This is a genomic window from Streptomyces sp. NPDC004629, from assembly GCF_042873595.1.
GTDB lineage: Bacteria > Actinomycetota > Actinomycetes > Streptomycetales > Streptomycetaceae > Streptomyces.
In genome coordinates this window covers 462,793-477,977 of sequence record NZ_JBIALO010000001.1, presented here as the reverse complement: position 1 = coordinate 477,977, position 15,185 = coordinate 462,793, and the positions used below count along the sequence as shown (strand labels likewise).

Annotated in this window: 11 protein-coding genes; 2 read left to right on the top strand and 9 right to left on the bottom strand. The window is 74.8% G+C overall.

Annotated features, from left to right (window positions below; all coding sequences use genetic code 11):
* A partial coding sequence (locus tag ACFYTE_RS02065) for a hypothetical protein (RefSeq protein ID WP_388703574.1) occupies positions 1-204 on the bottom strand: 204 nt, incomplete at its 3' end.
* Positions 205-558: 354 nt separating this feature from the next.
* Between ACFYTE_RS02065 and ACFYTE_RS02060 the strand changes: the two genes are divergently transcribed.
* The gene (locus tag ACFYTE_RS02060) at positions 559-2,172 is read left to right on the top strand and encodes a hypothetical protein (protein WP_388703571.1); all 1,614 of its coding nucleotides are present in this window, start codon (positions 559-561) and stop codon (positions 2,170-2,172) included.
* Between the two features lie 365 nt (positions 2,173-2,537).
* Here the strand turns inward: ACFYTE_RS02060 and ACFYTE_RS02055 are convergent, their stop codons facing one another.
* The 6 genes from ACFYTE_RS02055 to ACFYTE_RS02030 all read right to left on the bottom strand — a co-directional run bounded on the left by ACFYTE_RS02055 (position 2,538) and on the right by ACFYTE_RS02030 (position 9,078).
* A complete protein-coding gene (locus tag ACFYTE_RS02055) occupies positions 2,538-5,126 on the bottom strand; it encodes a SpoIIE family protein phosphatase (RefSeq protein ID WP_388703569.1) in 2,589 nt (862 codons plus the stop codon).
* 317 nt (positions 5,127-5,443) lie between these two features.
* A complete protein-coding gene (locus ACFYTE_RS02050) occupies positions 5,444-5,872 on the bottom strand; it encodes an ATP-binding protein (protein ID WP_388703566.1) in 429 nt (142 codons plus the stop codon).
* Positions 5,873-5,972: 100 nt separating this feature from the next.
* Positions 5,973-6,383: a (deoxy)nucleoside triphosphate pyrophosphohydrolase gene (locus ACFYTE_RS02045; RefSeq protein WP_388703563.1), complete on the bottom strand. Its 411-nt coding sequence runs from the start codon at positions 6,381-6,383 to the stop codon at positions 5,973-5,975.
* A 30-nt stretch (positions 6,384-6,413) separates the two neighbouring features.
* The gene (locus ACFYTE_RS02040; RefSeq protein ID WP_388703560.1) at positions 6,414-6,605 is read right to left on the bottom strand and encodes an SPOR domain-containing protein; all 192 of its coding nucleotides are present in this window, start codon (positions 6,603-6,605) and stop codon (positions 6,414-6,416) included.
* A 290-nt stretch (positions 6,606-6,895) separates the two neighbouring features.
* The gene (locus ACFYTE_RS02035) at positions 6,896-7,648 is read right to left on the bottom strand and encodes a GntR family transcriptional regulator (protein WP_388703557.1); all 753 of its coding nucleotides are present in this window, start codon (positions 7,646-7,648) and stop codon (positions 6,896-6,898) included.
* Between the two features lie 149 nt (positions 7,649-7,797).
* Entirely contained in the window at positions 7,798-9,078 is a 1,281-nt protein-coding gene (locus ACFYTE_RS02030; RefSeq protein WP_388703555.1) for a DUF4190 domain-containing protein, read from the bottom strand.
* Between the two features lie 177 nt (positions 9,079-9,255).
* Here ACFYTE_RS02030 and ACFYTE_RS02025 point away from each other — a divergent pair, with 177 nt between their 5' ends.
* A complete protein-coding gene (locus ACFYTE_RS02025) occupies positions 9,256-10,455 on the top strand; it encodes a serpin family protein (RefSeq protein ID WP_388703552.1) in 1,200 nt (399 codons plus the stop codon).
* A 121-nt stretch (positions 10,456-10,576) separates the two neighbouring features.
* Here ACFYTE_RS02025 and ACFYTE_RS02020 read toward each other — a convergent pair whose 3' ends face one another.
* Positions 10,577-11,818: an RICIN domain-containing protein gene (locus tag ACFYTE_RS02020; protein WP_388703549.1), complete on the bottom strand. Its 1,242-nt coding sequence runs from the start codon at positions 11,816-11,818 to the stop codon at positions 10,577-10,579.
* 46 nt (positions 11,819-11,864) lie between these two features.
* Complete coding sequence (locus tag ACFYTE_RS02015; protein ID WP_388703546.1) at positions 11,865-15,056, bottom strand: hypothetical protein; 3,192 nt, start codon at positions 15,054-15,056, stop codon at positions 11,865-11,867.
* Positions 15,057-15,185: the final 129 nt, after the last annotated feature.

The window sequence follows — 15,185 nt, the reverse complement described above, 5'->3', positions numbered from 1 at the left end:
CGGCGGCGCGGAGGTGGCCGGTGCATCGAGTGCGGCGGAGCCGTGGTCGGCAACGGCGCCGGACGCGGCTTGGGCGGCGAGCGCGGCGGGGTTGCGGTCTGCTACGGCGTCAGGGGCGGCTTGAGTGGCCGGCGGCGCGGAGGTGGCCGGTGCGGCGGAGTTGCGGTCCGTGGCGGCCTCGGGTGCGCCTTGGGCGGCAGGCATCGCAGAGGGCGCGGGCACTCCGGAACCGGCAGCCACCGGGGGCACGGCGGAACCCTGGTCCGCGGCGGGTTCGGGAAGCGCTTCGGTGATAGGTGGGGCGGAGGTGGCCCCCGCGGGGGTGGCTGACGCATCGGGGCCGGCGGAGCCCTGGTCCGCTACGGCGTCGGCTGTGGGGTCGGGGGTGGGGGGTGGCGGGGTTGGGTTTGTGCTCATCGTGGTTCCCCCTGTTCCGTGGTCCCCCGCGCATATCCACCCCGGTCGCGGAGCCGGGCGCACGCCCATACGCTCCGGAATGTGACGTCATCCTTGATCCGGGGCCGGCCAAGGCGTGCCGCGTCGCACATACGTGTGCGGGTGGCGCACACCGTGCTGGGCGGCGTCGTCTCGGTCGCGTGGCTGGTGTTGCCGGTGATGACGTTCGGCGCCCAAGATCCGGTTCCCGAGGCGCGCGCGGGACCCGTGGCCGACGCCGCGGTGCCGGGGCGGACCGGGACGTCTCCGGGCGATCTCGTCCTGCCGCTGGTGGCGGTGGGCACGGCGGTGGTGCTGGCGGGGTATGCATACCTACGGCGCACCCGGCGGGCCCGGACCCGTACGACACCCGGGGCACCGTCCTCACGCCCGCCCGCCCGGGTGCCCGCCGAGTCCGACCGGCAGGCCCGCGCCGCCCTGGTCGCGGCCGACGACGCCGTGCGCACCAGCCGGGAGGAACTGGCCTGGGCAAGGGCGCGGACCGGGCCCGCGACCGTCGAGCCGTTCGCGCGGGCCCTGCGGGCGGCCGAGACCGAGTTGTCGGCCGCGTTCGCGATACGACGGCGCTACGAGGAGGGGCTGCCGGGGGACGACGCCGCCCGGCGGCAGGCGCTCGTGGGGGTGGTCGGGCGGTGCGCGGAGGCCGGCCGGCGGCTGGACACGGAGGCGGCGGCCTTTGACCGGGTGCGGGCGCTGGAGCGTGACCCGGGCGGGGCGCTGGGACACGCGGAGCGGCGGTTCCGGGCGCTGGCGGGGCGGACGGCCGGCACGGAGGCGACCGCGGCCGGACTGGGCGAGCGCTATGGGCCGATGGCCGCCGAGCCGGTCCGGGGCCATGCCGAACAGGCCAAGGACCGGCTGCTGTTCGCCACCGCGGAACTCGACCGGGCCCGCCGGGCCGCCGATTCCGAGGACGCCGGGCGGACGGTCCGCCATCTGCGGGCGGCCGAGGGCGCCATCGCCCAGGCGGACGTCTTCGTGACCGGCGTCGAGCGGCTGGCCCAGCAACTGGCCGAGGCGGCGGCGCTGGTGCCGTCGGCGCTCACCGGAGCGGAGGCGGAACTGGCCCAGGCCCGGGGGCAGGTCCCTCGGGCACCGGCCGTCGAGCCCGGGGCCGCGGGCCGGCGCGGGGCCGCCGGGGCAGCGGGCGCCGGGGCCGAGGGCGCCGGGCCGGACGCGCCGCCGCCCCAGGGCCGGGCGGCCGCGTACCGGATTCCGTTCGGCGAGTTCCGTGCCCGGCTGGCGCACGCCGACGCCGTTCTGGCCGCCGTACGGGGGAAGCTGACCGGCGGGCCGTACGACCCGCTGGACGCGCTGCGGCGGATCGCGCGGGCCGTCGAGCCGGTCGGGGCGGGCCGCTCCGGCGCCGTACCGCTCGCCGGGTTCCTCGCCGCCCGCAGCGCCACCGCGATCGCCGAGGACTTCGTGACCACGCACCGGGCGGCGGTGGGCGCCGAGGCCCGCACGCTGCTGGCGGAGGCGGTGCGGCTGCTCGCCCGGGGCGACACCCGGGCGGCGGACGAACTCGCCCGCACGGCCCGCGAGTTCGCCGAACGGGACGTGCGCACCCACGGCACCCCGTACACCGGCGAGTCCGGGTACGCGGCCGGCCTGGCCGGTGCCGTCCTCGGCGGCGTCCTGCTCGGCGAGGACCCGGACGGCGGCCCGCCGGCGAGCTTCGGCGGGCCCCGCACCCGCGATCGCCTCCGGCGCTGAGCGCTGCGCTGGGCGTGCGGCGAAGTGCCGTCGGCCGGCTGCGGCACGGTTCGCCGCGGGCGCGCGCGACACCAAGTGCTCCGGTAGATGCCGCGATCTGCCGTCGGTCCGCTGCGGCCACATCGTGGCTGGTCGCGCAGTTCCCCGCGCCCCTTGCGGGGCACGGTCGAGTCGCCGCGGGCGCGTTCGGCACTGAGCGCTGCGCTGGGCGTGCCGCGATCTGCCGTCGGCCGGCTGCGGCCACATCGTGGCTGGTCGCGCCCACGCGGCGGAGCCGCATATCGACACAGCCCCGCGCCCCTTCGGGGCGGAGCCGCCTATCGGACCGCAGTGGGCTTCGTGGACCTGTTGAACCTGATCGGCGGTCAGAACAGGCTGAGTAGGGCCTCTGCTGGGTCTGTCAGGGGGGTTTCTCCGTCGGGGAGGGGGAGTTCGAACCAGACCGTCTTGCCGCGGGGCGTGCGCCGGGAGCCCCACGCCGCGCTGAGCAGGCCGACGAGTTGCAGGCCCCGGCCGCCCTCGTCGGTGTCCCGGGCCCGTCGGCGGCGCGGCTGGACCAGGCCGGAGTCCCAGACCTCGCAGACCAGGGTGCGGTCCAGCAGCAGACGGAGTCTGATCTCTCCCTCGCCGTACCGAAGCGCGTTCGTCACCAGCTCGCTGACCAGCAGCTCCGTGGTGTCGACCAGGGGTTCCAGGTCCCAGCCGAGCAGTTGCCCGCGCGCGTACTCACGGGCCCGGCCCACACTGCGCGGCTCACGCGGCAGCGTCCAGTCGCCGACGGACTCGGCGGGCAGCCCCTGCACCCGTGCCATCAGCAGCGCGATGTCGTCCTCGCCGTGATGCGTGTCGAGGGTGTTGAGGACGTGGTCGCAGACGTCCTCCAGCGCGCTGGTCGGATCCGTCAGCGCGCCCACGAACGCCTGAAGGCCCTCGTCGAGCGGATGGTCACGGGATTCGACGAGGCCGTCGGTGTAGAGGGCGAGCAGCGCGCCCTCGGGCAGTTCGACCTCCACCTCCTCGAACGGCTCGCCGCCCACGCCGAGCGGCATCCCGGGCGGCACGTCCAGCATCAGCGCCGCCTCGCCCGGCTCCACCAGCACCGGGGGCAGATGCCCCGCGTTGGCGAAGGTGCAGCGCCTGGTCACCGAGTCGTACACCGCGTACACGCACGTCGCCAGGTAGACCTCGGAGAGGTCCGCGTCCCGGGACTGACGGGCCGTGCGGGTCGCCTGGTGCACCCCGCCGGGCGTGCCGAGGCCCCGGGCGATCTCGTCCAACGCGGACAGCACCTCGGCCGGTTCCAGGTCGAGCAGGGCCAAGGTGCGTACCGCCGTGCGCAGTTCGCCCATGGCCACCGCCGCGCGCAGACCGCGGCCCATCACGTCGCCGACCACCAACGCCGTACGGTGGCCGGGGAGTTCGATGACGTCGAACCAGTCGCCGCCGACCTCCGTGGCCGCGTTGCCGGGCAGATAGCGGCAGGCGATGTCGAGGCCGGAGGCCTCCGGGTCGCCCGGCGGCAGCAGGGACCGTTGCAGTATCAGGGCGCGTTCGTGCTCGCGCCGGTACAGGCGGGCGTTGTCGATGCAGACCGCGGCGCGCGCGGCCAGCTCCACGGCGAGGTCCCGGTCGCGGTCGCCGAACGGTTCGCTGCCCTTCGTCCGGGAGAACTGGGCGAGGCCGACGACCGTGTCGTGGGCCACCATCGGAACGGCCAGCGTGGACTGGACGAGGCCGCCCTCCTCGGCGGGGACGGTCTGCGGGCGCGCGGTGCGCAGGGCGTCCGCGCAGGGCGAGTTGAAGGGGTAGTGGTGGACCGCGCCGACCGCGACCGGCGAGCCGCCGCCGGCGATCGGCGCGCCGGAGACCGCGCTGGCGAAGGCGACGCGGCGCAGTTCGGCGCTGCCGTCGGCGAGGCCCGGCGGGGTCTCGTCACCGGCCAGCAGCCCCTGGTAGAGGTCGACGGAGGCGAGGTCGCAGAAGCCGGGGACGACGACGTCGAGGAGTTCCCGGGCGGTGGTCTCCAGATCCAGGGAGTTCCCTATCCGGGCGCCCGCCTCGTTGAGGAGGGCGAGATTGCGTCGTGCGGCGGCGGCCTCCCGGGCCGCCTCCCGGCGGGCGGTGATGTCCGTGCCGAGCCAGGCGATGCCGAGCGGGCGACCGCTGCCGCTCTGCACGCGGTAGAGGTTGACGGACCAGTGCCGGCGTTCCTCGGAGTCCGGGACGAAGCCGGTGACGTGCATGTCCGTGATGGGTTCGCCGGTTTCCAGGACCCGGCGCAGGGTGGCGGCGATGCGCTCCGCCTCGCCCCGTGGCAGATAGTCGTGGACCCCCCGGCCGCGGTGGTCGTCGGGTGTGCCGCCGAAGATCGAGGCGATCCGTGTGTTGACGCGGCGCACCCGCAGCTCGGTGTCGATCAGGAAGAACCCGAACGGGGTTTGACCGAAAATCGCCTGCGAGGCGGCGAGGTCGGTCTCGATGCTGCGCAGGGTGCGGACGTCCACGACGATACAGACGGCGGCCCTTTCGCCCTCGGCGGTGCGGGTGGGCATGACGTAGACCTCGGCAAGGCCCTCTTCGCCGCGCCCGCCGCCCGGTCCGTCCGGCACCCGGAAGGGGACCACGCCGGTCCACTCCCGTCCATCGAGGACCTCGGCCATCTTCCGCTGGCCGCGCTCGCGCTGGTCGGGGTCGACGAACGCCTCGATGGGGTCCATGCCCACGGCGCGTTCGGCGGGGATCCCGAAGAGCTGCTCGGCCCGCAGGCTCCACTGGTCGACGAGCCCGCCGGGGCCGATGGAGAAGGAGGCGACCTTGATGTAGTCGTAGATGGAGCCGGGCGGACTGCTCTGCCACATGGCGTCGCCGGGCGCCGCGGCAGCCGCCACGTCCCGGGCCCTCGCGCCGTGCGACGGGTCCTCGGACTCCGTGGCCTTCGCTGGTATCTCGCTCACGCGAACCGTCCCCTCCAGCTCACCGCGCCCGGCACCGGTCACCGGGGGCGGCTGCCCGCAGTATCCAGCACTACGGGCCCGCACAACACGGTGTTCACGATCACAGCCTGGTCCAGGCGCTGTTCGGGCCGGGCCGTGACAACACTTCCAGTCTTCTAACCAGGGAGCACGCCGTCGAATCACGTCCCCCGGCAGCCGCCACCGGACGGCCGCCGAGCGTGGACACCACGGCAGACTCTGTACATCGTTTCCTGGTGCTTCCTGCTGTTTCCTCCCCTGTTCCGCACACCACCGTTCTACTCCCTCGCCCCGGCGGTTCAGTTCGGCACCGCCAGTTCGAACCACACCGTTTTACCGCTGTCGGCGGCCCGGGTCCCCCAACGGCGCGAGGAGTTGGCGACCAGTTGGAGACCGCGGCCGCTCTCGTCGTCGGGGCGGGGGATGCGCTCGCGCGGCAGGTCGGGGAGCGGGTCGGAGACCTCCACCCGCAGGGTGGCGCCGAGGTTCGCGGAGCGGACCAGGCGCACCCCGATGGGGCCCGTCGCATGCCGCAGGGAGTTGGTCACCAACTCGCTCACCAGGAGCGCGGAGAGGTCGGCGAGGCTGTCGAGCCCCCAGTCCCGCAGTTGGTCGCGGACCGCGCGGCGGGCGGTGCGCACGGAGCCGGGCTGCGCCGGAAACGTCCATTCGGCGCAGTCGCCTTCGGTGTCGATCACGCCGATCACTTCCCAGGCCAGCGAACCCATCCCATGTCCGGTTTCGTGGGGTTAATAGGCACATACCCGATATCCGGGAGCCAGTACCGCCCGGATGGGCGCACAGTGGCACGAACGGCGTACAGGTTGCTCAGCGGGCGTCCGAAGTCAGTCGGCCCATCACTTCGCGCACCGCGGGGACGTCCTGGTCGAGCCAGTCCACCTGCCAGATCTCGCCGGGGGCGAGCAGCCGCAGCGCATCATGGTCCTGAAGGGGTTCGGGGGCGGCGGAACCGGGGCGCAGCCGGACGGTCCACACCCGCAGCACATACGGGGACTTCAGGGGCCACTCCCCCGGGACGCGCGCGACGACTTCGGCGTCCACGCCGAGTTCCTCGCGCAGTTCACGCACCAGGGCATCCTCGGCCCGCTCACCGGGCTCGACCTTGCCGCCCGGCAGTTCCCAGCGGCCGGCCAGTTCGGGGGGTGTGGTGCGGCGGGCGGCGAGCAGGCGGCCGGTGTCGAGCAGGGCGGCCGCCACCACCACGATCCGTTCGGTCATGCGCCGGAGCCTACGGGAGCGCGCTCCGGCTCAGCCGCCGGTGCCCTCTCCGATCTGGCCGATGCGCTCGACCCAGTAGAGCTGTTTGTGTCCGCGGGCGTCGAGACTGTCGGCGATCTTCTGGGCCTCGGCGCGGGTGGCGTACCTGCCCACGCGATAGCGATTGCCGTTGTCGTCCTGCCGTATGACGAGCCAGGGCAGTAAGACCGTGCCGTCGCTCATCGCGCCCCTCCGCCGCCCGTCGCCCCGCCTGCTAAGGAAACCGCAATCCGCATATGCCCGAGCGTACGCCTAACCTTCACTCAGCGAATACGGCTTTTCACAAAGAGGTACGCAACCAGTCAGAGCCCCGGGGGCGCACCATGACGGGTGCGCCCCTCGTGCCTCCCGCCGCACGGGGCCGGGGCGCACCCGGCACAGCGCGGGCCACCTGCGCGGACGACCGGATCCCAACGGGCCGCCGGCGCACGCCGATCCGCGCGGTGTGAGGCTGAACACCCGGGGGGTGTGCGCTACTTCACCGGCAGGTGGTACGAAACCCGGTAGCGGTCCGCGGGGATCACCACGTCGGCCGTCTCGACCGGCCGGCCCGAGGCGTAGAAGGTGCGCTGGACGACCAGGACGACATGTCCGGGGACGCCGCCCAGCAGGTGCAGTTCCTCGGCGAGTCCGGGACGGGCGCCGACCTCCTCGGTGACGTTGTCGACGATGACGTCGATGGCGCGCATGCGCTCGACGACGCCCATGCCGCCGAGCGGGCCCTCCTCGGGGAGCATCACCGGCGTGCGCCCCGTGACGGCGAGGGGTTCCCAGGAGGTGGAGAGCATCATCGGCTCCCCGGCGTCCCGGAAAAGGTACTTGGTGCACATCACGCGGTCGCCGGCCCGGATGCCGAGCCGCTCGGCGATGACGCCGCTCGCCTCGGTCTGCTCGCTTCTGGACTCCCAGGTGCCGCGGGCGGTGACATCGGCCTGCTCCTGCCGGAACGGCGTGGCGCCGCCGTCCGGCCGGTACCCGGAACGGGCCACGCGCCGGGGCACGGGCCGCTCGCGCACATACGTCCCCGAACCGGAGCGCCCCTCGACCAGGCCCTCGGCCATCAGCACCTTGCGCGCCTCCAGCGCGACCGTGTCCGAGACGCCGTACTCCTGGCGGATCCGGGCCTGTGAAGGGAGCCGGGTGTGCGGCGGCAGTGAACCTTCGACGATCTTCTTGCGGAGATCACCCGCGACGCGTAGATACGCCGGCTGCTCACCGAAAGTCACTGGCCGCTCCCATCAGGTTGTACAGACAGCAACAGCGTGGCAACCCTGGGTTGAGACGTGCAAGCAAAGGCCAGAGAATCACTCGATGTGATTACTTACGGCCGGGGAAGGCCGTGCCCAGGCATTTTTTCTCCCCGCTCCCGACGCGATCACACCTCCATGCCGGTGCCGCCCCCGCCGCCGCCCGTACCGCTGCCGCCGTCCGCCTCCGACGGCGGGGTCGTGGCCAGCCCCAGAGCCTTGCGCGCCGTGACCGACCGCTTCGGGTCAAGAAGGTCGTACCCCTTCTCGTAGTGCTCGTAGAAGGTGTCCACGTCGCCGGACCCGGCGGCCTTCGACCACTGCGCCCGTGCCTTGTCCAGATCGTCCGCCAGGGCCGCCACCGGCCCGCTCGCGCCCTTCGGCCAGTCGTGCCCGCGCAGCATCCCGGTCTGCTCGTCCAGCGCCGTCGACACGCGCCGCGCCCACGCCCGGTGGCCCGGCAGGTCGTCCTCGACGTACTCGGCGTCGGGCGCGGCGTCGAGGGCCGCGTTCAGGACGTGCGCGGCCTTCAGATAGGCGACCTGGTCGGCGTCGAGGACGGTCTCGTCGTTGCGCAGCGAGCCGGTCAGCGGCTCGCCCTCGACCGTGTTGCCGAACAGGCAGGTCACCGCGCGGTCGCCGATGGACCAGCTCTCCGTGGTGGGCACGAGGTAGTACACGTCGACGTCGTCGGGCACGGCCCAGGCGTCCATCGCATAGCCGTCCTGGAGCCCGTAGCAGCGGTCGCCGGCCGTCTCGTCCAGCGCCTCCTGGCCCGGGTAGGAGCCGCCCGGCAGGTCGTAGGACGCGAACACCTCGGCGTCGTGCTCCCCGTCGCAGTCGACCGTGTCGAGGTCGTAGGTCTCGCCGTGCAGCGAGCCGCCCGGCGCGTTGACGCACTCGCCCTTGGACAGCGTGAAGACGACGTTGTCGCGTGCGCCCTCCTTGACCCCCTCCCAGAACGCGCCCGCCCCGCCTGTGGCGAGCATCAGCACCCACAGCCCGAGCCCGAGCCCGGACAGCACGGAGCCGCCGATCGCCAGCCCCCTGCCGCGTTCCCCGCGCCGCTTGATCTGTCGGAGCGCGACCAGCCCCAGCGCCAGGCCCACGCCGGGCAGACAGCACAGGATGCCGAGGACGAGGGAGGAGATGGCGAGCCCGTTGACGGGCGCCGGCCGGTTGTAGGGGCTGTAGCCCTGCCCCCACGCCGGGTACGGCGGCTGCCCGTACGGAGCCTGCTGATACGGACTCTGCTGATACGGACTGTGCTGGTACGGATCCTGCGGATACGGCCCCGGCGCGTACGGGCCCGGGCCCTGCGGGTGCGGGCCTGGCTGGTGCGGATACGGACCGGGCTGCGGGGAGGGCCCTTCGGGCTGGTGGGGGCCGGGGGGCGGGGGTATGGACACCGGTACCGTGCTCCTGGGTTCGGACGGCGGCAGCGCTGAACTGACGTACGACTTCGCGCATGGTAAGCGCGTTACGGGTGGGGGTGGAATGCGGGTCACGCGCGCGACGGTTCCCGCGGTGCACGGTCCGGCTCACGGGCCCCCGCCTCGCTTCGAGGACGAGTGGGAGAACGACGAGTGAGCGAGCTGACGCCCGAGACGGTCCGCGCGGTCAACGCGCTGACGGCGAGCTGGGCCGGGACCTCGGCCGAGGGCACCGTGCTCTCGGCCGCCGGGGTCTGGCCCCTGCTGGCCTTTCTCGCGGACGGGGCGGCGGGCCCGGCCCGCACCGAACTGGCGCGGGCCGTCGGGGTGCCCGCCGAGCAGGCGGCCGGTGCGGCACGGGAGGTGCTCGCCGCGCTGGACGGCATGCCCGGACTGGGCGCCGCCGTCGGCCTGTGGACCGGCCGCACGCTGGACGTACGGGACGAGTGGCGGGCCGGGCTGCCCGCGGACACCCACGGGAGGCTCGACGACGACCCGGAGGCCGCGCAGCGGACCCTCGACGCCTGGGCGGCGAAGCGGAGCGACGGACTGATCGAGCGGATGCCGGTCACGCTGACGCGGGACGCCAGAATGGTGCTCGCCACCGCCCTCACCGTGCGCACGGACTGGCCGCGGCCCTTCACGGAGCAGCCGAGCCACCCGCGGACCGGACCCTGGCGGGGGCGGACCCTGCTCGGACTGCACCGCAGGGGCGTGCGGCCCGACCGGATCGGCGTGGTCAGCGCCGCCGAGGGCCTGGTGACCGCGCTGAAGGTCCCCGGGGACAACGGCATCGACGTCCATCTGCTGCTCGGCGAGGAGCGGATGACCCCGGGACAGGTCCTGCGGGCCGGCATCGGAGCCCTGGAGCGCACGCTGCCGGTCGTCGGGGGCGGCCAACTCCCCTACGGGCACGTCGGACCGGGCCTGACCGTGGAACGGCAGCCGGCCATGACCCCCGAGCCGGTCACCCTCGACGTCACCACCGTCGCCTTCGATGTGCGGGCCGACCACGATCTGCTCGCCCTGCACCAGCTGTTCGGGCTCACCGGCGCGCGGGACACCCGCCGGGGCCACTTCCCCGGGATCAGCGGCTCCCCGCTCGCCATCGGGGCGGCCGCGCAGTCCGCGGTCGCCCGGTTCGGCGCGCTCGGCTTCCGGTCGGCGGCGGTGACGGCCGTCATGGCCGCGCCGGGCGGCATACCGCAGTACCGCCACGAAACCACCGTCGTACGCGCCGTCTTCGACCGGCCCTTCGCCTTCCTGGCCACCCACCGCCCCACCCGACTGGCCCTGGTGGCGGGCTGGGTGACGGGGCCCGTGGCGTATCCCGCGGGACCCGGCTCGGCGTGAGGGTCCGCCCGGTGCGAGGGGGTGCCGCCGCGCTCCGGTGCGCGGCACCCCGGCGGACGGGGAGAGCGCAGCCGACCGCGGTGAACTCCGGTCGGCTGCACGCCCGTTCGGGCGGTTCCACTCAGGGCTTGACGACCTGGGAGATCATCCAGCGCTGCGCGCTCAGTTCATTGTCGCCGCACCTCACCACGTAGAGCCTGGCGTCGTCTTTGGCGTTCCTGCCACCAATCACACTCATGCACAGGTTGCTCGCGATGTTGCGGATCCAGTAGCCCTGCGGCCGCGGATCAAGCCACCACTGCTGGTTGTCGGCGTTCGTGCCGTCGCAGTAGTACTCGCTGACCTTCGTCTGGGGTGCCACGCTGCCGTAGTACGGCAGGTCCAGGCACAGCCCGTCCTTGCGGTTCGTGATGACGAACAGGCTCGCTCCCCCCGGCCCGCCGTCCGGGTCCGTCACCTTCAGGTCCCAGAGCATGTTGTCCGCGGAGGTCGTGATGCAACTGTGCTGGTTCACCGCGCCGTCGACCGAACCGTGCCCGTAGCCGGGGATGTCGGCGCACCTGCCGGTCGCGACGTTCAACAGCAGCGCGTTGGCGCGGTTGGAGAGGGCGTTGACCAGCTGCCGGGTGGTGGGCGCGGGCGCCTTCTTCGCCTTCGTCTCGGTCGTCGGCTTCGCCGTGGGCTTGGCGGCGGCCGTCTCCTTGACGACGGGCCGGGGTGCGGCCTTCACCTCGGCGGGCGACGCGCTCGGCGAGGCGGACTTGGACGGGCTCGGTGAGGCCGAGGGCGAGGGCGACGGGGACTCGGCCGCGTAGTCGGCGGCCGGTTCGTCGGGCAGGCCGGCATCGAGCGTCGTACCGCCGACGGGCGCCGCGTTGACCGTGCGTTCGTCGTCACCGCTCAGAGCGAGCACCAGGAACGGCACGGAGATCAGCACCGCCCCGGCGATGGCGGCCGCGGCCAGCATGGGGCCGCGCGGCCGTCCCGGCGACGCCCCGGCCGCGTTCGGGTCGTCCGGGCCGTCGTCGCCGCCGGCGAACAGGACACCGGCCCCCGCATCGGGCTCCGGTCCGTCGGACGCCGCCGCCTGCCGCTGCCGTTGTTCCGGCTCCCGCTGGTGTCCCTGCTCGGCGGATGCCGGTTCCGCGGCGGCGGGCGCGGAGCGCCGCCCGAAGAGCCGCCTGGGCGCGGGCGCGGGGGACGCCGGTATCGGTATCGGGGCGGCCGGATCGGGGCCGGGGTCGGGGGTGCGCGGGCCGAGGTCCGCGCCGGGGTCCGCACCCGGCGGGGGCACGGGCACCGCACGGCGAACGGCGACGGAGGACGTCGTCTCGCTGGCCGGGGGTTCGTGCTGACGGGGCATGAACACTGCTCCTTGTCGATGAGTGGGGGCTTGCCGTGCGCTCCCGTCAGCTCTCGTCCGGGCCGCCGACGGGTCCGGCGCACCGGCCGGGCCAGTCGCCCGCGCCGGGGGCCGTACGGTCGGTCAGGGCGTGGTCGAGCCGCGCGAGCGCGGTGTCGTCGGCGTCCTCCAGGACGGCGGACACCGCCTGGGTGTCGGGCAGTTGACGCAGCAGCACCAGACGGCTCGCGGCGTCGGTACGTACGTCGAGCACCTTGAAGGCGGTGCCCGGGGCGAACACGACCTCGTCGCCGCCGTCCAGGAGCTGCCGGACTCGGCGGCCGGTGATCGACCAGATCGCGAAGCCCACACCCGCGACCCGGTCCTTGCCGGCCGGGTCGAGCGGCAGCCCGCTCAGCGGCGCGGGATCCCGCAGCACGTCACCGGGCCGCAGTCCGCCGAGGCCGGGCACGTCGGTACCGCCGCGCAGCACGGCCCCGCGGTACGACGGCAGCCGCCCGAGCCCGGACGCCAGACACCCGGCGTAGGGCACGAGGCGCTGCTCGCCGGCCCGCAGGGAACGCGTCAACTCCGCGGGCCCGAGGGGGCCTTCGCCGTTGTGGAGGTACATGCGCAGCGCGATCAGGTCGGTCCTGGCCGCCTCCTGTTCCTCGCCCCGCAGCGCGGGCATACCGGCCAGCGCCCGGTTCACCGCGGCGCTGTGCCGCTCCCACACCGGCTCCGCGAGCCTCCGGAAGGAGTCCCGCTCCGGGGTGGTGCTGCGGTGCCGCGGCGGCACCGGTACGGCGGGCAGCGGCCGGCCGCCGCCGGTCCCGGCCGGGGGCGGGACCGCGGGAGCTGGGGCCGGGGCGGCACCGCCGTCGTCCGGCTTGCGCGGGACCTCGGTGCGGGGTGCCTCCGGCCGTATCTCGGTGCGGGGTGCCTCCGTCCGTGTCTCGGTGCGGGGTGCCTCCGGCCGTATCTCGGTGCGGGGTGCCTCCGTCCGTGTCTCGGTGCGGGGTGCCTCCGCTGTCCGTGGTGCCTCCGTGCGGGGGGCCTCTGCGCGAGGGGCCACGGTCGTCTCGGGAGGGGACGGCGGCCGGGGCACCGCACCGCCGGCGGTCGGTACCGGACGCGCGGGCGCGATGGGAGCGGCGGGTGCGCCGACGGCCACCGGATCCCGGCGGGGCGTCCGCGGCGCGGACGCCGGCCCGGACGCCGGCCCGGACACCGGCTCGACGGCCTCGGGAGTCGAGACCACCACCTCGGGGGACGTCTCGGAGGATGCCGCGGAGGACGGCTCGGAGGACGGTTGCGCGACGGGGTCCGCGAGCGGCGCGGAGGACGGCTCGGATACCGGCGTAGAAACCGGAACGGCAACCGGAGCGGAGACCGGCGTAGAGACTGGAACGGAGACCGGCTCGGGCTTCGGCTCGGGGGCCGGACCAACGGGTGACAACGTTGGTTCCGAGGATCCGCCGGCCGGGTCGCCCCCGGACACGGTGGCCGGGCGACCGGGGGCCGCCGGGCCGGTCCCGGTTCCACCGGTCGCGGTGACGGGCACCCGGCTCGGCTTCGGCGGCCGGGGCGGACCGTCCGGGCCGGGCACGGCCACGGCAACTGCCGCGGAACCGTCCGGAACCGATGCCGCGGCACCGGCCGCCACGGTCTCCCCCGCGGCACCGGCCGCCGTCAACGGCGGCGGTACGGGCCGCGAACCGGCCCGCTGGACGGGGCCGTTCACCGGGCCGCCCGCCGGGCCGCCCGTGCGCACGGCGGGCCCGTCGCGTCGTGCCGGAGGCGCGGTCCGTGCCGCCGGGGCGAAGCGGATGACGCGCAGGGCGTGCTCCGCCGCCAGGATGCGCAGGGCGCGACCGCCGTCGGGCGCGGCGGCCTGCACATCGAGGGTGGTGCGGGCGCGCAGATCGGGGGCGAGACGGCCGAGGAAGCGGGACAGCACGGGCCAGAGAGAGGCGTCGAGCCGGTCGCCGACCCGGCCGACCTCGATGACCGGGCCCTCGATGCTCACCTGCCGGGCGCTCCTCGGCGGCGGGGTGCCGTCGCGGGGCCCCACCCACAGCCCGGCCCGGGTGACCACGGCCTGCCACGCGTCGGAGAGGCCGATCGCGCCGTCCGCGGAGGCCCCGAGGTCCGGCACCGGCGAGGACCAGCGCAGCAGCCGGGGAGCAGGGGCGGACCGCGGGCCCTGCGCGGGTCGGGCGTCCGGGCCGGGCGCCGGCTCCCGCGCGGGCAGGCACATCACCGCGTCCACGAACGGCAGCCAGCGCGGCTCCCCGTCCGGGCCGACCAGCACGGACCGTACCCGGTAGGTGCCCAGCGGGCCGTCGGCGGCGAAGAGCGGAAGACCGGTGGTGACCTCGACCTCCGCGTTCAGCAGGGCGGCCACCGACTGGCCGAGCGGCAGCAGGTCCCGCCGCCCTCCGGGGACGAGCCGGACCCCGGGGCGCACGGCGGCCGGCAAGGCGCCGAGGAGTTCGGCGACGTCGGTCGCGACGACGTCCTCGCCCCACGGCACGCCGACGATCACGGCGAGGCGCCTGGGGTCCACCGGTATGGCGTGGAACAGGTCGCCGGGCCGGGGCGCGCCGGCCTCGGCCGGACGGATCAGCAGGCCCGCCGGGATCTGGTCCACGACGCAGCCGTCCGCCGTACGGACCGGCGTGCGGCGCACCGCGGCCTGCCAGTCGGGCGCCGGGGTGCGCGGGCCGAGCAGTTCGGGCTCCTGCCCCGCGGCGAACCGCCACCAGCCGCCGTCCCCGGGCGGTACGAACACCGAGCCGCCGGGCACCACGAGGACCGGTCCGTCGGGGGCCTCGACCGTGACGTCCCAGGACTCGGCGATCCGGCGGGCCAGGGCGGGCCGGTCCGTGCGGTCGTGTCCGGCGCCGGACATCACCAGCCGCACCGACCGGGTGCCGGTGTCCCGCAGGGAGTCGAGCGATTCGCTCAGCCGGGGCCAGAGCGCCGTTGCCGCGTCGCCCTCGGCGACGGCGGCGATCGTGACGGTGCCGTCGTCCGCCGCGCGCAGCGCGCGGGCGAGGTCGGCGACGTCGGCCGGGAGCAGGGTGTCGTCCGTGGGCAGGCGGAGCAGCAGCAGGCCGTCATGGTCCTCGACCAGTACCCGCGGCTCCGCTCCGGGCACCGGACCCGGTGCGGTGGCGGCGGGCCGTTCGCGCTCGGCCCGAAAGGCCCCGCCGGCGGCACGGCGGCGGGCCGGACGGCCGTTCCAGCGGCTCATCCGACGTCCTCCCCCGGCGTACTCGCTTCACACACCCGTACGCCTCTCCCCAACCCACATGCCCTACGTTGCAGTTCCACCGGTCACACGCCCGTTCCACGTACTCACGAAGCCCTCGAACCACTCAAC